The sequence below is a fragment of the Taibaiella chishuiensis genome, from assembly GCF_003014535.1.
In the GTDB taxonomy this organism is placed as follows: domain Bacteria; phylum Bacteroidota; class Bacteroidia; order Chitinophagales; family Chitinophagaceae; genus Taibaiella; species Taibaiella chishuiensis.
The window spans coordinates 1,719,945-1,737,019 of the sequence record NZ_PYGD01000001.1 but is presented as its reverse complement, the minus strand read 5'-3'; the positions used below and the strand labels follow the sequence as shown (position 1 = coordinate 1,737,019).

The window sequence follows — 17,075 nt, the reverse complement described above, 5'->3', positions numbered from 1 at the left end:
TATCTAATTAAAAATTTGCAGTATGGCATTATTAGAAGATCTGAAGTGGCGTTATGCTACGAAAAAAATGAACGGACAAAAAGTTCCGCAGGAAAAACTGGATTACATATTGGAGGCAGCCCGTTTTGCGCCCTCCTCTTCGGGTTTACAGCCCTATAAAATTTTCGTGATCAGCGACAAGGAAAAGCTGGAGCAGATCAGGGCCTTTTCTTTTGACCAAAGCCAGATCACGGATTGTTCTCACCTGCTGGTATGGGCCGCCTGGGATGGTTATAGTGAGGCAAGAATAGACGATGTGTTTGTACGGACGACCCGGGAAAGGGGTTTGCCCACCAACACGATGGATGACTATAAGAAGATGCTGCTCAGTATGTATGAGCCCTTAGGGAAAACATGGCAGGAAAGCCACAGCGCCAAGCAGGCCTATATTTCGTTTGGTATGGCTATTGCTGCCGCAGCAGAACAAAAGGTAGACGCAACCCCGATGGAAGGCTTTGACAACGCAAAACTGGATGAACTGCTCGGTCTGCCACAACAAGGATTGAAAAGCGCGGTGATCCTGCCTATCGGTTACCGGGACGAGAGCAACGACTGGTTGGTGAACCTTAAAAAAGTACGGGTATCCAAAGAAGCATTCGCAACCGAGATTGCTTAATTTAAAAAAAACAGGACACGCCGGGCAGGTTTTATACTTCGCCCGGCGTTTTGTTTTAAGGGGGAGCAGAGAGCAGGACACCTGCCAAACCGGCGCTGGCCGGCACTCTTATCGTGCGCGACTTTTCTCCCTGCCCTTGTTGGTGTTGTCACCAACAACATCTATTCTCCTAAAGGACAAGCAAAGGTTATAGCAGTTCGTCTTTTGGATGTGCCCGCAGGGTCTGCTGCAAAGGGCCCCTGCGGAAGACAGGCAACAACAGCAGTAAATAGCATCAAATGCGTATCTATACCGACCAGATAAACTGTCACCCACGCGCAACGTCCCTTACTGTAGCCATCGCGACGAAAATCGGCCGACCAGTTTGAGGGCCCAGGGTGACGCTGCTACCAGATCAGGCTACCGCCAGTTTCTTTTTCGTATTTATGCCCTTGGCTTTGCTCAAATGTGCATTTCCCGTAACGGCCAATTGATAAGGCCGGTTAAAGGCTTCCTGGGCCACTTTAAAATGAGCGGCTAATTTCCTGATCACTTCCTTGGAAAGCCCCTTTTTGTAGTGCAGGATATCCGATATATAACCTTTGCTCATCCCCAGCATATCCGCCAGGTCTTTAGCCTTTAAGTCATGATCCTTAATAAGCGCATGCAGCAATGCTATTGGGTCTAAATCTGCGGTAGTAGCATGTTCCGCATCCCATTTTTCAATAAGCAGCGTCAGTAATGCAATTTCATCTTTCGTATCCCTGTCTTTAACCCTGGAAAATACAAGTTGCTCAAGGGCATTACAATATTCCCGGTATTGCCGTTTGCTACTTATAACCTTATATTTCAATATTGCTTCCGGTGTTTTCATTTTTGTTTTTTTAGTGGCTGCTGACGGTATATTTAGTGGTTGCTGACGGTATATTGTAGCCCCGCCTTACAAAGCTTATCATATTCGGCATGCGTTCCGATCCAACAGATGAAAAGATGTACCTCGCTTGCACCAAAACCATATTTGCCAATCATCCTGTACTTGTTACCCCCGATATTAAATACGGCCCTGTTCGAACCGTTCCCCAGTAAATCCGTACCCGGATATGTTGCCTGCATATCTTCCGGCTTGTGCCAATCTGCGTATTTCAGTTTTACACACCATTCGTTAAAGCCAGTTCTACCTGAAGCGTTCTTTTTAGTATAAGCTTCAATGGTCTCTTTTCTTATTAAATGAACATTCATATCAAAGATAGGTATTTTACAAAAGTTCACAAAATGAGAACACAAGTCTCGCGGGCGATGTAAATCTGATAGCATTAAATATCACGATAGTAGTTTTGACACAACCAGCGCACAGCAGTAGTCCGCTACAAAAGCTTTATTCAAAAAGCAAAAACGAATAAATAGTTAAATAAAATTAAACAATATTTATATTTAATAAAAATTAATAATAATGCATCAAAAATAGAGTATCTTTACAAAAAGAAGATTTACGAAAGTCGACAGGAAGGCTAAGACCAGATTAGAGTGATAAAAAAATGCCGTAGCGGACCCCTACGACCAGGTGTAATAGTCTTCATTTTCATAATTATCTATTTTTCGCCGTTGTTGGTGTTGTCACCAATAACATCTATTATCCTTCGCCATTGTTGGTGTTGTCACCAACAATATCTATTATCCTAAAGGACAAAAAGGTTATAGCTGACATCGCCCGGAAACAGCATAATCATCCCGCTTTTATTTTCTTCCTATACTCCAGGCCAAAATCAAGCAAGGCCCGTATAGCCTGTTCTGTTTCGAGGGCATGCTGCGTAAGCGCATAACTAACCGTTATGGGTTTTGTAGTATTGACCGTCCTGGTGATCAGCAGGTTTTTCGCCGTTGTTGGTGTTATCACCAACAACATGTACTACCCTTCGCCGTTGTTGGTGTTATCACCAACAACATGTACTACCCTTCGCCATCGTTGGTGTTGTCACCAACAAGATCTATTATCCTAAAGGACAAAAAGGTTATAGCTGACATCGCCCGGAAGCAGCATAATCATCCCGCTTTTATTTTCTTCCTATGCTCCAGGCCAAAATCAAGCAAGGCCCGTATAGCCTGTTCTGTTTCGAGGGCATGCTGCGTAAGCGCATAACTAACCGTAATGGGTTTTGTAGTATTGACCGTCCTGGTGATCAGCAGGTTTTGCTCCAACTGCTGCAATTCGCGGGTCAGTACTTTCGGCGAGATGCCAATAAGCGCTTCCTGCAGGTCCTTAAAGCGCATAACACCAAACGAGAGGTTGCGCAGGATACTGATTTTCCATTTGCCACCCAGCAAATCGATCGCATCCTGTAACGCTAATATCTTTTCTTTTGAAGGGGCCTGGTCGTTACAATGCATAAATACAAGTTACTTTCCTAAAGGTAAGGGATAGTGATAAAATTACCTGCCCCGGATAGTTTTGCAGCAACGATAAAAATTCAGCTCATGAAAGTAACCTTAATTGCGAATATCTCCGTCAATGGAAAGGCATTGCTGTCTGATAACCCGCAGCACCAATTACCACAAGAGGCCATGACCTTCTATTTAAAAATGGCACAGCAGACCGGCAACCTGGTCATCGGCTGGAATACCTTTGAAAGCTTTGCAAAGTTCCCGCCGGATACCCAGGCCTTGTTCAAGGACATCACCATCGTCGTGTTATCGGCAACACCGGTTGTTGCTGCGGGTTACGAAGTGGTGGAAAGCCCGGAAGCCGCGATCGAAAGCCTCGCCCGTAAAGGTTTCGGGGAAATTACCGTGGGCGGCGGCACCGGCACCTTCAATAGCTTTATCGACAAAGAGCTGGTAACGGATCTCCATTTTAATATCTGCCCGATTCTGACCGGCAATGGCGGTATTTTAGGCCATGATGCCGGATTGCATACCCGCTTCCGGCTGGCAGCACATACCGTCAACGGCGATTTTGTACAGTTGCATTGGGTTAGACAATAGCAACAATTATATTGCGAGGAGCGCAAAAAACAAAAAAGCCTTCCAGCTTAATCGCTGAAAGGCTTTTTCTTGTGGTGTGAGCCGGGATCGAACCGGCGACACATGGATTTTCAGTCCATTGCTCTACCAACTGAGCTACCGCACCATTGTAGAACTGCAAAAATCAGTTCCGTATTTTGGAAAATAAAAGCCTTAGAAAGATCTAAGGCCTTCTGTGGTGTGAGCCGGGATCGAACCGGCGACACATGGATTTTCAGTCCATTGCTCTACCAACTGAGCTACCGCACCATTACCTTGCCGGCGTTGAATAAATCGTTACCGAAAGGAGTGCAAAGGTAACTCAAAAAACGTAACGGCCAAATCTTTTTTTTAAGTTTTTTATCCCCCTTTATAAAATGATTCCCTTAATGTTCGCGCAATCTTTTATCTTTGTGCCCCAATTACCGGGCTTCAATTTTTATCTAAATTCCTGAATACGCTATGCGCTTTATTGTCTCTTCAACCTCATTGTTGAAAAATTTACAACTTGTTGGCGGTATCATCAGCGCCAATGTGGTTCTTCCTATCCTGGAGGACTTTTTGTTCGAATTGGAAGGGAATAGCCTCACGCTTACCGGCGGCGATATGGAAACCATGATCAAGGTTCAGATGGAAATCCAGAAAGAACTGACCGACGGGGACGACAATAATTCGGGACGCATCTGTATCCCTTCAAAAATCCTGTTGGAATACCTGAAAAACCTGCCGGAACAACCGGTGCATTTCACGGTAAACAGGGATGATAATTCTATTGAAATTTCAAGCAATACCGGCAAGTATAAAATAGGCGGCGAAAAAGCGGATGAATACCCGAAAGAACCGCAACCTAACGACGCAACTTCCTTCACCCTGCCTTCCGTACGCCTGAGCGAAGCCATTACCAAAACCCTGTTTGCAACCAGCTCCGATACCTTACGTCCTGCAATGACCGGCGTATTTTTCGAACTGCAGCAGGACGGTATTACCTTCGTAGCTACCGACGCCCACCGCCTGGTAAAGCTGACCCGCAACGATATCAACTGCCCCGAAGAAGGCGGTATTATCGTACCCCGCAAACCCCTGCAACAATTACGCAATATTATCCCATCGGACGAAAGCCCGCTGGAAGTTTCCTATAACGCCAGTCACCTGTTTATCCGCAACGACCGCATCCGCCTGAGCTGCCGCCTGATCGAGGGTAAATTCCCGCCCTATAAAGCGGTAATCCCGGCCGACAACCCGTTCAACATGACGATTAACCGCGCCGACCTGATCAGTTCCCTGCGCCGTGTTAGCATCTTCGCCAACAAAAGCACCAGCCAGGTCGTATTCGACATCGTAGGCAATACAGTAAGCATCAGTGCACAGGACATCGACTTCTCTTACGAAGGTAAAGAACAGCTGTCCTGCCAGTATACCGGCGACGATATGAAGATCGCGTTCAACGCTAAACTGCTGATCGAAATGCTGAACAATATGGAAGGCGAAGAGATCAAACTGGAACTGAGCATGCCATCGCGCGCAGGCATTTACCGCCCCGTGGAGAAAACAGAAAATGAAGATCTGCTGATGCTGCTGATGCCGCTGATGGTAGGCGTATAAAACCGCCGCAGGACCAGATTATACCTATGCAACAAAGTAAAAGCCAGACGCTGGCGCTGTATAAATAAAATGTTACACAACGAGTCCATACCTTCTCAAAAGAAAAAGATCATTGTACTGGGTAGCGGCCCCAACCGCATAGGCCAGGGTATTGAATTTGATTACTGCTGTACGCACGGCCTGCTGGCCATTAAAGAGTGCGGTTACGAGGCGATCATGATCAACTGTAACCCCGAAACGGTTTCGACGGATTTCGATATAGCCGATAAGCTGTACTTCGAACCGGTATACTGGGAACATCTCTGGGAGATTATCGAACATGAAAAGCCGGAAGGTGTAATCGTACAGCTGGGTGGCCAAACGGCCCTGAAGCTGGCCAAACGCCTGCACGAAAAAGGCATTAAGATTATCGGCACCTCTTTTGACGATATGGATATCGCCGAAGACCGCGGCCGCTTCAGCGACCTGCTGGAACAAATGCATATCCCCTTCCCTAAATACGGCACCGCCTTCACGACCGACGATGCTATCGAAGTGGCCAATGAAGTAGGTTACCCCGTACTGGTACGCCCCTCCTATGTATTGGGCGGTCAGCGTATGCGGATCGTGATCAACGACGAAGAGCTGGAGAAAAGCGTATTGAGCCTGCTGAAGCACCTGCCCGGTAACAAGATCCTGATCGACCACTTCCTGGACCGTTGCCAGGAGGCCGAGATCGATGCGATCTGCGATGGTGAGGATGTTTACATTATGGGTATCATGGAGCACATTGAACCTGCCGGTATCCACAGCGGCGACAGCCACTCTGTACTGCCCGTATTCAACCTGGGTAAACTGGAAGTGGAAGAGATGGTGGATATCGCCAAAAAACTGGCACTGAAACTTAATATCCGCGGACTGATCAATATCCAGTTCGCCATTAAAGAAGGTAAGGTATTCGTGATCGAAGCTAACCCGCGCGCCAGCCGTACCACGCCATTCATCGCCAAAGCATACGGCGTACCGTTCCTGAATATCGCAACCAAAGTAATGCTGGGCGCGGCCAAACTCAAAGATTTCAAGATAGAGCCTAAACTCGAAGGTTATGCGGTAAAAGAACCCGTATTCAGCTTCAACAAATTCCCGAACGTGAACAAGGAGCTGGGCCCCGAAATGAAGAGCACGGGCGAAGCGATCCGCTTTATCAAGAACCTGCGCGATCCCTGGTTCCGCCAGCTGTACAAAGAAAGAAGCATGCACCTTAGTAAATAATAACCTGTTGTTATGTTCTCAGGAAAACACCTGACGATTGCAGCACGTTTACTGCATAAAGCCCGGATACTGTTATGGATTCCGGGCTTTTTCCTGTTATGGACCGCCGCCGGCTGCGGACCTAAACGGAAAAATGCCGTTGAACCTGCATTCTATTACTGGAAAACCAATTTCCGCATGGGCGGATACGAACAACGTACCTTGCAGCAAACCGGCAGTAAAACGCTTTACATACGCCTGTTCGATGTGGATTGGGATGAACGGCAGCAGCAGCCCCGCCCGGTAGGCCTCCTGCAGCCCTCACCCGTACAGGATACCACGCTTACCTGCATCCCGGTGGTATTTATTACCCAACGCTGCCTTGCCCGGCTGCAGGAAAAAGACCTGCCCGTACTGGCATCGCGGATCACACAACTGATGGCCGAACTCTGCAAAGGCCTGCAGATAAAGCCCCCGGAGATCCAGATCGATTGCGACTGGACGAAGCAACGGGCAGACCTTTATTTTGCCCTGCTACGCCAGATCAAAGCACAGGCATTTGTGCAGGACAAAAAGATGTCCTGTACGATAAGGATGCACCAGGTTAAGTACACGGCCAGCAGCGGTATTCCGCCGGTAGACCGGGGTTTGCTGATGGTCTATAACATGGGCAACCTGAAAAAATACGGTCCGGCCAACTCCATTCTCGACCTGAAGGATGCCAAAGACTATATGAAAAATATAGGCCAGTACCCTCTGCCGCTCGATGTAGCCCTGCCCTTCTATCATTGGGGCGTACTTTTTATACGGCAAAACTTCGGCGGGCTGGTTTATAATGTATCGGAAGACGATTTTAAAAAGGGCGACCTGGTACGTATCAAAGGCGACCTGTACCTGGTGCCCAAACCGGTAGAGGCGGCCGGTTATAGCTTTAAGCCCGGCACCGAGATCCGCTTCGAACATCCCGACCGCGACATGCTGCTGGATATCGCGTCCTATATCCGGCCCAGGATAAACGACAGTGCCTTCCGCCTGGCCTATTTCCACCTCGACAGCTTTGCCTTGCGCCGTTTCAGCATCACCGATATGAACGCTATCCGCGAAGCCTTCCAATAAAAAAGAGGATGCACCTGTAAAGGGCATCCTCTTTGAGCATTTCTTATCGTTGTTATTTACGTATCGTTTTACAATGCCTGCGCAATTTACCGGAGGTAATCCAGGTATTGAGCTGCTGTGCCGGCGCCTGTTTGAATGCCGATTTAGGACCGCAGTCGCAAAGCTCTTTCAAGGGGCTGGCATCCAGGATCATGCCTTTAAGTTCGGCCTCAGAAGGTGCTTTCTTCAGCGCCGCATATTGTTTATAAGTCAGCTTCAGGAACGCCACATCGGCGCCTATACCCCGGTTATCGAGCCAGTAGTTGCCTTTAAGTTTTACAGGCTCCATACCGGATCCGAGGTCTACCGGGTCGGGATAGGAAACAATTTCCTTTTTATCGGCCGACAGGATAACCGGTACCTGTTTACTGTAATCCTTGCGCATCTTGTATACCAGCACATGGGGGGCCGGGTTGGGCGCGGGGCTTTGCCCGAAACAAATGTTGCCGGAAAAGATTCCGGCAACATTCAGACAAGTCAATAAAGTAAGATATTTTTTCTGCATTATTTTACAACAGATACTTTGCGGATGATAGTTCCTTTATCAGACTGCAGGTGCAGCAGGTACATGCCCTGGGCTACCTGGCTTACCGGCATTACTGCCTGTGCGCCTTTTACTTCCTGGCTCAGTACTTTCTGGCCCTGGATATTGTACAGCTGGATAGCGGTAACTTTACCTTCGAAACGGCTCAGATCGATGTTCAGTTTATCGGAAGCGGGTACAGGATAGGCATTGATCTTATCCGCACCTTCTACGTTTACGATTTTGGTAACGTTGTTCGGCATGATTTTAGTAAGTGCCTGCTGGCCGCTGTTGAAGTTACCGGCGCCACCGCCTGTACCTAAAACGCTCGGAGCAAGGTTATTCACGATAAAGTAACCGTCTGAAGAACCACCCCAGCCCCAGTTGATGTGGAACCTGTTGATACCATCATAACCGTCGAATACGAATGCGTGACCACCACCGGAACCGAAACCGGTATACAGGATAGGACGTCCGCCGTCGAGTTCTGTTTTCAGCAGCGCGATCCACTCTGCATCTTTGTTGGCATACTGGCTACGGGCAAGACCTTTGATATCGGTGCTGTATTGGAAGTACGTTTTCAGTGCATACTCAGAGCAGTTCTGCATAGGGCTGCCTGAAGAGATAACGTAAGAACCGCTACCACCGGCGCTTGCATAGTTGTAGCTCATGTTTACGCTCACACCGCAATGGAACATAAGGGTAGCTACTGCGCCACGCTGGGCACTGTTTGAATTGGTGGTGAGCTCGTTCGGCATATTGGCCCACATATAAGTGGTATTGGCGAAATCGGCTGTCTGTACGGCATTGATCGGAGCCGGTGCGGTATAGCTGTGGTTACCTACACCTACGCTCGGATGATTCCAGAATTTCATGATCTGGGCCATAGCCGTAGCTACGCAACCGGTTGGTGTGTTGGGCGGGCAAAGGTCTTCGTAACCGTTTCCGTCCTGGTTCCATTTGGTACGCACTAACGGCTCTACATCAGTACCCCTTGCTTCATCGCTACCGGTATTGGTGATCAGTTTGTTCCAATCGGATGCAACCGCAGTTGTAGCGGCAACCTGGTGGTCGATCACTGCAGAGATCTGTTCGTTATAACCATCCATCCAGTAATTTACTTCGCTGTTGGAAACTGCAACAGGGAATTTATTTTCTGCAGAATAACCCAGAACCGGGGTAACGGCATCATCTCCTGACACGATCACAAAGCCTGAACCGTTATTCACATCGAAAATATAAAGAGAAGCCTGACCTGAAGTACCTAAAGCAGTGTAGGTTTTGGACAACTGGAGGTTTAAACCCGCAGCAGCCGCTACCTTTTTTGACATGAAATTTTCTGCTACCTTCTGAGCCGTCTGAACACTAACCGGACTTGCAAAAGCTCCGAGGCTGCAAGACATCAGTAACGCGATGCCGAGAGATTTTTTTTGCATTTTTTTGATTTAGTTTAGAATATTGGAGATAATTTCCTCCCGGAAAACCAAAGCTACCCTACACAATAGAAAGGCAGCCCCGAAACAGGAGGTAGTAAAGTTATCGAATTTTAAGGTAAAAATTGGCAAATTTTCAACCCCTCACAATGTTAATTACTGTTAACAAATAAATTGTTATTAACCACTAATTCAAACTCATGAACTTCCGGCAAAAGGTATATGAAGGCTATATTAATTGGGTAGCATCCCGGATCGGGACCCTGAGGGCGGCGATGGAAGAGCTAAGCACCGGCCTGCAATCGGAAACCAAAAGTACCGCCGGTGATAAGTACGAAACCGGCCGCGCCATGATCCATATCGAACAGGAAAACCTGGGCCGGCAGCTCGCTACCCTATCGGAACAACAGGCAGCGCTGGCCCATATCGACATTAACGCCTATACCGGCGCTATTATTGCCGGCAGCCTGGTATTAACGTCGCAGGGCTACTTATTTCCGGGCGTAGCCCTGGGCAAGCTGGTGGTAGACGGGGTCCAGGTATTTGCCCTGTCGCCCGCAGCACCGCTAGGCCTGGTACTGATGGGCAAAAACAGCGGCGACACTTTCCGCTTCCGGAATACCGAATACATTATAGAAGCCGTGTTTTAACAAAAAAAACCGGGTCCCTGCGGACCCGGCGTTATTACTTTTCCCGGAAAAGGATTACAGTCTTTCATATAAAGCCCGCAAACGCTCACGGGTCATCTGTTCCTGCCAGTTTTTACCCAATGCATTTTCCCAGAGCGGGGCCAGTCCCATAGACACGTCCATCATTTTTTCGAAATCCGCATCGCTCAGGCCTTTGGTGATGCCCTGGGGAATTTCGATCCGGTGCAGGTCGACCATTTTCTTAAACTTGACCACACCTTCGGGATAAAATTCCTCGAGCTTATCGAATACGATACAGTTACCGATACCATGTTTGGTACCCAGCAGGTACGACAGGCCATAACTCACCGCATGGGCTACCCCTACCTGCGAGTAGGCGATACTCATACCACCGGCATAGGAAGCCATCATCAGTTTTTCGTCCGACTCGGGGCTCCAGGCCGACTGGTGCAGGAAGATCTCCTCGCAGAGGTCCTGGGCTTTTTCGCCATACGACTGGCTAAAGGTATTGAGGTAGGTGCCGGTAAGCGATTCCACACAGTGGATAAAACAATCCATAGCGGTATAGAAGCGTTGCTGCGCGGGCACGGTACTGATCAGTTCGGGATCGAGCACGATCTGGTCGAAAGGGGTAAAATCGGAGTTCATACCCAGTTTGCGTACAGGCCCGGTCAAGACGGTGGTACGGCTTACCTCTGCGCCGGTTCCCGAAATGGTGGGTATACCGGCTTTGTATACGCCGGCTTGTTTAACCAGATCCCAGCCCTGGTAGTCGGCCGAAGAACCCGGGTTGGTCATCATCAGCGATACGGCCTTGGCCATATCCATCACGCTGCCGCCACCGATACCGATAATACCGCTTACTGTGCCGAATTCGGCTGTCAGCTCGTCGCGCAGCTGGTCTACATAAGTTGTTTTGGGCTCGTGGGTAACATCGATAATCACCACTTTATCTTTTCCCCGCAGGGGTACACGGGCCAGGAAGGTACTATTATGTTCGAAGTACTGGTCTACAAAAAAGATCATCGGGGCCTCGCCTTTGCGCCTGGGGGCCAGTATTTCATCGAGTTGATTGAAGGCGCCACGTCCGTACACGACGTAATCCACCATTTTAAAATTTCTGAAACTCATGCTATGCTTTATTAAATAAATTAATGTTTTTAGAATCTCGTTGCCGGTGTTATTGCCCCTGCATATAACGTTCTGCTTTTACGAGATCTTCGGGCGTATCGATCTCTACACCCATATAACTGGTCGGCACCATTTTCATACGGATGCCGTTTTCGAGATAACGCAGGCATTCTATTTTTTCGGCGGCTTCGAGCGGGCTTACCGGCATTTGGGTAAAGTCGAGCAGGGTTTGCCTCCGGAAGGCGTAAATCCCGATATGTTCGTAATAAACGGGTTGTACGTTCTGGTCGCGCAGGTAAGGAATTACGGAACGGGAAAAGAATAAGGCGTTGAACTGCTTGTCCACAGCCACTTTCACATAATTCGGATCGGCCACCAGTTCGGGATCATGCAACTCCTGCATAAGCGAAGCCACCTGTACCGAAGCCCCGGCCTCGCCTTCAAATACCCGGAGCAGTTTTTCGAGCGGCTCCTTACGGGTAAAGGGCTCGTCGCCCTGTACATTCACGACGATGTCGGCGTCGGGCAGGCCCAGCACGGCTTCCGCGATCCGGTCGGTGCCGCATTCATGTTCTTTGAGACTCATGATCGCCTTTCCGCCATTACCGGTTATTTCGTTATAAATGATCTCGCTGTCGCACACTACGGCTACTTCGTCAAACAAACCGGTGTGCAGGGTCGATTCGTAGGTATGCAGGATAACGGTTTTATCTCCGAGCCGCTGCATCAGTTTTCCGGGGAAGCGGGTAGCTGCGTAGCGGGCGGGAATAAGAGCAATCTTTTTCAAGGATAAGACAATTTTTAGCGATCGGGGAATAGGAATTATAAAGGGGCCGTTCTGCGGAGCAGAACGGCCCCTGGTAACCGTGCAAATGTCGTAAAGTTTTACCTGGAAATAATCACTTGGCAGTCAATTTCATTTCGTTTAACAACCAGCCTGCATTTCCGAATTTCTCGATAATGAAGAGTACATACCGGATATCGACGGCCACATTGCGGCACAGCGACGGATCGTAATAGATATCGCTCATGGTACCCTGCCAGATCCGGTCGAAATTGATACCGATCAGTTGTCCTTTAGCATTCAGTACCGGGCTGCCGGAGTTGCCGCCGCTCGTATGGTTGCTGCCTGTAAAATTGACCGGTACGGTACCATTTACCGCCCAGCGGCCGTAGTTCCGGGCCTGGTAAAGGTTACGCAATCCCTGGGGAATATTAAACTCTTCCACCGCGGGGTTATGTCTTGGTATCAGGTCGTCGAGCGTGGTCTGGAAGCGGTCGCTGTTTTCCAGTTTAATACCCTGCACCTTGCCATAGGTAAGCCTCAGGGTCTGGTTGGCATCGGGATAAAAGGCCTTTCCACTGTTCAGGTATTCCATCTGGCGTTTCATATATAACCGGTTGAGCGGGGCAATACGCTCCGTGTACTTTTTCAGTACCGGTGTTATTTTCTCGTTCTGGAAGGCCGTTACCGCATGATAAACCTGGAAGGCCGGATCCGCTTTGATCGCCGTGGTATCGGCACGGCTGGCACGGTCCAGCAGCTGGAACACAAGCTCCGGGCTGGCGGTATAGGCATGGTTATAAATATTCTTCGACCAGGAAGCATAGTTATTACCCGAGTTTGTCATCAGCGACTTCATCTGCGGCGCCACTACCTGCTCGCCCTGCTGCATATACAAAGGCATCAGCACATCAAATACTTTCTGGTCGGTAGCCGCATCGTAGTCTTTATAAAAAGTTTCGAGCGCGGTCCTTATTTTCGACAGGCTGTCCTGCACCGCTGCGGTAACAGGCCCGGAACGGTACAATGCCAGCACCTTATTTAATTGAGCGGCCTGGGCTATGGCTTCAACGCCCAATACGGTTTCGCGGGTGTACTCGGATGCGATCAGGGCATTGTCGCTACCCAAAACCGTGGCCTGGATACGGGTCAGCAATAATTTATCGCTTGAATCGGCACTCATCCCGGCAGCTTCCTGGAAGCTCTTTTCATAACTTTGTTTTTTCGCGATCACATCATTGGTTTCGAGGCCCAGCACTTCGCCTTTCCATTTTTTGAAACCGTTGCTGAGCTGCGATTGTTTGGCGGCATACTTCAGGAATACGTCGGGCCTGGCGCGCATTTCCTTATCCCATGCATTCAGCCTTTTATCCCGGGCTTCGATACGGATGGGGTCTGAGATATACTGTACCTGGTTAACCTGGTAAGAGCTCAGGTATTCCTGCGTTTGATAAGGAAAGCCATATACCATGGAAAAGTCGCCTTCGCTGTACCCGGCGGTATTGATCGGGAAGAATTTTTGGGGTTTATAAGGTACGTTGGCAGTACTGTAATCGGCAGGTTTATTGTTGGCGCTGGCATAGATGCGGAACACGGCGAAGTCGCCGGTATTGCGGGGCCACATCCAGTTATCGGTATCTGCGCCGAACTTACCGATGCCGTTGGGTGGGAAGCCCACCAGGCGTACATCGGAGAAGGTTTCGCTGAGCGTTACCCAATACTGGTTGCCATTGTAGTAAGGTTTTATCTCTGCGTCGAGTCCCTGTAATTTTTTATACGCCGTCTGCAGACTGGCGATGCGTTCGCTTATCTTTTTATTGCGCAATGCCTCGGGCATGGAATCGGTAATGTGCTCGAGCACGTGCTCCGTCACATCTTCCGTACGGCGTACGAAGGTTACCTTAAGCCCCGGGCAAGGCAGCTCTTCCTGCTGGTTGCGTGCCCAGAACCCGTCTACGAGATAGTTTTTCTGCGGGGTGCTCAGTGCCTGCGCATGGCTGTAGGCACAGTGGTGATTGGTAAACAGTAATCCTTTAGCAGAAACCATTTCGCCGGTACAACCCTGGCCGAACAGGACCACTGCATTATTGAGTCCTGTTCCCTGGTCGTTGTATAAATCTTCTACGGGGATTTTAAGCCCCAACTTCTGCATATCACTTTCCTGTCTTTTAAGCTTGGAAGGTTGCCACATGCCTTCGCGGGCAAATCCGCTCAGCGCTGTGCAGCCTGCAAGGGTAGTCATTAATATTACTTTTCGGTAAGTACGTTTCGGCATGTTTCTCTTTGAATTTGGAAATAAAAATAATAATTGTTTGCAGATTTTTCCAATAAAATATTACATTAGCCAAACTTTTCGGGAAACGCTGCTTCCGGCAAAGTGACAGTGCCCCATAAATAAACAATACGATTTCATAAATTCAAGTATGAGCAAAAGATTACTATTACTTGCTTCGTTATTACTGCTTTTGATTGTTCCCCAAGGTAAAGTGCTTGCCCAGACTGATCCGAACCTGTTCAAGCTTCCGGATACGGTATGTACCGGGCATGAGATCGCCCCGTTCGACATTATTGAAGGCGCAGCAAATTACAACTGGACATTCTGTCCGCCCAACCTCGGCGGATTGCCCAACGGCAATAACATGGGGGCCCAGCAATCGATGAATGCGACTAATGGCATCGTATTGGCGGAAGACGAAGGGGTAACCTATTCTTTTCATATCAACACCAATGGCGGTGTGGTACGTATGCGTTTCCTGAACGGGTACGAAGGCGCGCCTTCGCAGGTGACCCAGATAGGCTCTACTTTAAATAACCCGCGTGGCATCTATGCCGCCCAGGACGGCGGCAAATGGAACCTGTTCATCGTAGCAGGTACCGATAGCGCCAACTCCCGCCTGATGCACTATACCTTCACAAACGGACTGAAAGCAATGCCTACCGAAGTGAACCTCGGTAATATGGGCGGTGCGCTCAATGGCCCTAAACACCTGTTCCTGGCCAAGGATCAGAACGGATGGTATGGTTTCTCCTTTACCAAATCCGATGAAATGCTGCGGTTAAGCTTCGGCAATGCGCTGAGCAATGTACCAACCGTAAGCAATATGGGTAATATCGATGGTCACTTCTCTGGTGTATCCGGTATTACAGGCATTGTAGAATTGAATAACTGGCACCTGTTTATTACCAACCGCACCGCCAGCACCGTCAACCACATTACTTTCGGTAACGCCCTGTCCAATACGCCTTATGTAGATAACCTGGGCGACCTCGCCAGCCGTGTGGTAGCGCCGGTAGGTATTGCCATTACCCGCGATTGCGACGCTTACTACGGTTATGTACTGAACTATGGTACCAGCAGCATCATCACCCTGAAGTGGGATGCACAGTCTATCGCCAACCCGCCTGCAGTAACCAACCATGGCAATACCTCGGGCTTTACACAAGCCAGGGCACTGTCCGGTATTGCACGCGACAGCGGTTCGGTATACATGCTTTCTGTAAACGGCGACAACTCGATAAGCAGGGTCTTTTTCAACCCTTGTACCGATGCTTCTATCCCTTCTTCAGGACAACGCCTGCCCCCAACCTTCAAACTGATGGAGCCGGGTGTATACACCATATTCCTGACGATCAACGAAGGCTTGCCCAACGTTACTACCGATTGCGAACAGATCGTGGTATACGATCATCCGCCCATCACCCTGACCAACGACTTACTGCTTTGCCAGGGCGACACGACAAGGCTCAGCGTCCTGTCCTTCTCAGCCGATAGCTTTAAATGGTCTCCGAATTATAATATCGACACTCTTTACGGCCAGTTCGTAAATGTACATCCGACCATTACTACCACTTACTATGTAACCGCGTACTACGATGTGAATTGTATCGTTAAGAACCCGATTGAAGTAAAAGTAAGCAAGATCGTTGCCGATGCAGGTCCGGACCGGATCATATCCGATGGTTCCCGTACCGTACTGGGCGGTCCCGGAACTACACTCGGTACGCAATACACTTATGAGTGGTTCCCGGAAATCGGCTTTACCCGTCCGACCAACCTGCCGGTAAGCGAGGCACAGCCGCCTTACGACATTACTTATTACCTGCGTGTCCGGAATACCGATGGTTGCAGCGATATCGACACCGTACAGGTTACTGTTCCCTGCGACGATATCCACCTGCCAAACGCCTTTACACCAGGCTCAGGCAACGAAAGCACCAACAGGTTCGGCATCTGGAACCTGCAGCTGGTAAAGATCAACTACTTTAAAATCTTTGACCGTTGGGGTAAAGAAGTATTCACCACCACAGACAAGGCCGGCCGCTGGGATGGCAAGGTGGATGGCAAAGACGCCCCGCTCGGTGTATATGTATGGGAGATCGATGCCAACTGCGCCAATACCCAACAGCGATTCCGAAAATCGGGGACGGTCACACTACTACGATGACGATTGCAAGAAAATACAATATAAAGAAAGACAGCAGCCTTCCGGCTGCTGTCTTTCTTTTGTAAAGTCCTGGTCAGGCCGATAAACGAAGCGACGAGAGCGTAAGGATCAAGCGCAATTTCCGGGGAGTATTAAAAGTCGAACCTGCAGCTGTGTTCCTATCTTATTTATTCAAGGGAAATAAATCGGGCGTGTTTTAGCCATCGGGATAGATAAATCTTCCACCTTACCAGGTCCTTGCGAATGAATGTGATCCCATAAATTTTATTTTTTCTTGCAGCGCCGCGGCCTTTAGATAAAAAAGAGAGGAATAAAAGAAGCAGGAACTTTGAAAAGCAAACGGGGTGAACTTAGATGTTCCCGCAGGGTTTCCTGCAAAGGGACCCTGCGGCAGGCGGGCAACAACTGCAGTAAATAACATCAAATGTGTAGCCCTACCGACCAGGTAAACTGCCGCCACGCTTCCTTACAGGTGCCGTCGCGACGGAAAC

At 49.1% G+C, this 17,075-nt stretch carries 16 protein-coding genes and 2 tRNA genes; 7 read left to right on the top strand and 11 right to left on the bottom strand.

What is annotated here, in order from left to right; translation table 11 throughout:
* The first annotated feature begins 22 nt into the window (after positions 1-22).
* A complete protein-coding gene (locus B0I18_RS07280; RefSeq protein WP_106521964.1) occupies positions 23-655 on the top strand; it encodes an NAD(P)H-dependent oxidoreductase in 633 nt (210 codons plus the stop codon).
* Positions 656-1,049: 394 nt separating this feature from the next.
* Here the strand turns inward: B0I18_RS07280 and B0I18_RS07275 are convergent, their stop codons facing one another.
* The 4 genes from B0I18_RS07275 to B0I18_RS07260 all read right to left on the bottom strand — a co-directional run bounded on the left by B0I18_RS07275 (position 1,050) and on the right by B0I18_RS07260 (position 3,019).
* Complete coding sequence (locus B0I18_RS07275) at positions 1,050-1,508, bottom strand: helix-turn-helix domain-containing protein (protein ID WP_106521963.1); 459 nt, start codon at positions 1,506-1,508, stop codon at positions 1,050-1,052.
* Positions 1,509-1,540: 32 nt separating this feature from the next.
* Entirely contained in the window at positions 1,541-1,873 is a 333-nt protein-coding gene (locus B0I18_RS07270; protein WP_106521962.1) for a type II toxin-antitoxin system HigB family toxin, read from the bottom strand.
* A gap of 484 nt (positions 1,874-2,357) precedes the next feature.
* Positions 2,358-2,537 (bottom strand): hypothetical protein, encoded by a 180-nt coding sequence (locus B0I18_RS07265; protein WP_219905916.1) that lies wholly within the window; start codon positions 2,535-2,537, stop codon positions 2,358-2,360.
* Positions 2,538-2,674: 137 nt separating this feature from the next.
* Positions 2,675-3,019, bottom strand: a complete 345-nt coding sequence (locus tag B0I18_RS07260; protein WP_106521961.1) for a winged helix-turn-helix transcriptional regulator — start codon at positions 3,017-3,019, stop codon at positions 2,675-2,677.
* An 87-nt stretch (positions 3,020-3,106) separates the two neighbouring features.
* Between B0I18_RS07260 and B0I18_RS07255 the strand changes: the two genes are divergently transcribed.
* On the top strand, positions 3,107-3,613 hold the full coding sequence (locus B0I18_RS07255) for a dihydrofolate reductase family protein (RefSeq protein WP_106521960.1): 507 nt from the start codon (positions 3,107-3,109) through the stop codon (positions 3,611-3,613).
* A 72-nt stretch (positions 3,614-3,685) separates the two neighbouring features.
* On the opposite strand, the gene B0I18_RS07250 is transcribed toward B0I18_RS07255, so the two are convergent.
* A tRNA-Phe gene (locus B0I18_RS07250) sits at positions 3,686-3,758 on the bottom strand.
* A gap of 70 nt (positions 3,759-3,828) precedes the next feature.
* A tRNA-Phe gene (locus tag B0I18_RS07245) sits at positions 3,829-3,901 on the bottom strand.
* 192 nt (positions 3,902-4,093) lie between these two features.
* On the opposite strand from B0I18_RS07245, the gene dnaN reads away from it, so the two are divergent.
* The 3 genes from dnaN (at position 4,094) to B0I18_RS07230 (ending at position 7,579) form a co-directional block, all read left to right on the top strand.
* A complete protein-coding gene (gene dnaN, locus B0I18_RS07240; RefSeq protein WP_106521959.1) occupies positions 4,094-5,233 on the top strand; it encodes a DNA polymerase III subunit beta in 1,140 nt (379 codons plus the stop codon).
* 69 nt (positions 5,234-5,302) lie between these two features.
* Entirely contained in the window at positions 5,303-6,484 is a 1,182-nt protein-coding gene (locus B0I18_RS07235) for a carbamoyl phosphate synthase preATP-grasp domain-containing protein (RefSeq protein WP_106521958.1), read from the top strand.
* A 12-nt stretch (positions 6,485-6,496) separates the two neighbouring features.
* Positions 6,497-7,579, top strand: coding sequence for a hypothetical protein (locus B0I18_RS07230; protein WP_106521957.1), 1,083 nt, complete (start codon positions 6,497-6,499; stop codon positions 7,577-7,579).
* 52 nt (positions 7,580-7,631) lie between these two features.
* Here B0I18_RS07230 and B0I18_RS07225 read toward each other — a convergent pair whose 3' ends face one another.
* Entirely contained in the window at positions 7,632-8,123 is a 492-nt protein-coding gene (locus tag B0I18_RS07225) for a hypothetical protein (protein WP_106521956.1), read from the bottom strand.
* Positions 8,123-9,544, bottom strand: coding sequence for a T9SS type A sorting domain-containing protein (locus B0I18_RS07220; protein ID WP_281257987.1), 1,422 nt, complete (start codon positions 9,542-9,544; stop codon positions 8,123-8,125). The genes B0I18_RS07225 and B0I18_RS07220 overlap by 1 nt, the downstream gene beginning before the upstream one ends.
* A 230-nt stretch (positions 9,545-9,774) precedes the next feature.
* On the opposite strand from B0I18_RS07220, the gene B0I18_RS07215 reads away from it, so the two are divergent.
* Positions 9,775-10,224 (top strand): hypothetical protein, encoded by a 450-nt coding sequence (locus tag B0I18_RS07215; protein ID WP_106521954.1) that lies wholly within the window; start codon positions 9,775-9,777, stop codon positions 10,222-10,224.
* A 54-nt stretch (positions 10,225-10,278) separates the two neighbouring features.
* Here B0I18_RS07215 and B0I18_RS07210 read toward each other — a convergent pair whose 3' ends face one another.
* The 3 genes from B0I18_RS07210 to B0I18_RS07200 all read right to left on the bottom strand — a co-directional run bounded on the left by B0I18_RS07210 (position 10,279) and on the right by B0I18_RS07200 (position 14,381).
* On the bottom strand, positions 10,279-11,355 hold the full coding sequence (locus B0I18_RS07210; RefSeq protein ID WP_106521953.1) for an iron-containing alcohol dehydrogenase family protein: 1,077 nt from the start codon (positions 11,353-11,355) through the stop codon (positions 10,279-10,281).
* A 49-nt stretch (positions 11,356-11,404) separates the two neighbouring features.
* A complete protein-coding gene (gene kdsB / locus B0I18_RS07205) occupies positions 11,405-12,142 on the bottom strand; it encodes a 3-deoxy-manno-octulosonate cytidylyltransferase (protein WP_106521952.1) in 738 nt (245 codons plus the stop codon).
* A gap of 112 nt (positions 12,143-12,254) precedes the next feature.
* A complete protein-coding gene (locus tag B0I18_RS07200) occupies positions 12,255-14,381 on the bottom strand; it encodes a S46 family peptidase (RefSeq protein ID WP_181358363.1) in 2,127 nt (708 codons plus the stop codon).
* Between the two features lie 181 nt (positions 14,382-14,562).
* On the opposite strand from B0I18_RS07200, the gene B0I18_RS07195 reads away from it, so the two are divergent.
* On the top strand, positions 14,563-16,584 hold the full coding sequence (locus tag B0I18_RS07195) for a T9SS type B sorting domain-containing protein (protein ID WP_106521950.1): 2,022 nt from the start codon (positions 14,563-14,565) through the stop codon (positions 16,582-16,584).
* Positions 16,585-17,075: the final 491 nt, after the last annotated feature.

What these genes read in the sequence shown, in the direction of transcription:
- B0I18_RS07230 (WP_106521957.1), top strand. Translation starts at nt 6,497, where the DNA reads ATGTTCTCAGGAAAACACCTGACGATTGCAGCACGTTTACTGCATAAA.
- dnaN (WP_106521959.1), top strand. Translation starts at nt 4,094, where the DNA reads ATGCGCTTTATTGTCTCTTCAACCTCATTGTTGAAAAATTTACAACTT.
- B0I18_RS07200 (WP_181358363.1), bottom strand. Translation starts at nt 14,381, where the DNA reads ATGACTACCCTTGCAGGCTGCACAGCGCTGAGCGGATTTGCCCGCGAA.
- B0I18_RS07195 (WP_106521950.1), top strand. Translation starts at nt 14,563, where the DNA reads ATGAGCAAAAGATTACTATTACTTGCTTCGTTATTACTGCTTTTGATT.
- B0I18_RS07215 (WP_106521954.1), top strand. Translation starts at nt 9,775, where the DNA reads ATGAACTTCCGGCAAAAGGTATATGAAGGCTATATTAATTGGGTAGCA.
- B0I18_RS07220 (WP_281257987.1), bottom strand. Translation starts at nt 9,544, where the DNA reads ATGTCTTGCAGCCTCGGAGCTTTTGCAAGTCCGGTTAGTGTTCAGACG.
- B0I18_RS07270 (WP_106521962.1), bottom strand. Translation starts at nt 1,873, where the DNA reads ATGAATGTTCATTTAATAAGAAAAGAGACCATTGAAGCTTATACTAAA.
- B0I18_RS07265 (WP_219905916.1), bottom strand. Translation starts at nt 2,537, where the DNA reads ATGTTGTTGGTGATAACACCAACAACGGCGAAAAACCTGCTGATCACC.
- B0I18_RS07260 (WP_106521961.1), bottom strand. Translation starts at nt 3,019, where the DNA reads ATGCATTGTAACGACCAGGCCCCTTCAAAAGAAAAGATATTAGCGTTA.
- B0I18_RS07255 (WP_106521960.1), top strand. Translation starts at nt 3,107, where the DNA reads ATGAAAGTAACCTTAATTGCGAATATCTCCGTCAATGGAAAGGCATTG.
- B0I18_RS07225 (WP_106521956.1), bottom strand. Translation starts at nt 8,123, where the DNA reads ATGCAGAAAAAATATCTTACTTTATTGACTTGTCTGAATGTTGCCGGA.
- B0I18_RS07275 (WP_106521963.1), bottom strand. Translation starts at nt 1,508, where the DNA reads ATGAAAACACCGGAAGCAATATTGAAATATAAGGTTATAAGTAGCAAA.
- B0I18_RS07210 (WP_106521953.1), bottom strand. Translation starts at nt 11,355, where the DNA reads ATGAGTTTCAGAAATTTTAAAATGGTGGATTACGTCGTGTACGGACGT.
- B0I18_RS07235 (WP_106521958.1), top strand. Translation starts at nt 5,303, where the DNA reads ATGTTACACAACGAGTCCATACCTTCTCAAAAGAAAAAGATCATTGTA.
- B0I18_RS07280 (WP_106521964.1), top strand. Translation starts at nt 23, where the DNA reads ATGGCATTATTAGAAGATCTGAAGTGGCGTTATGCTACGAAAAAAATG.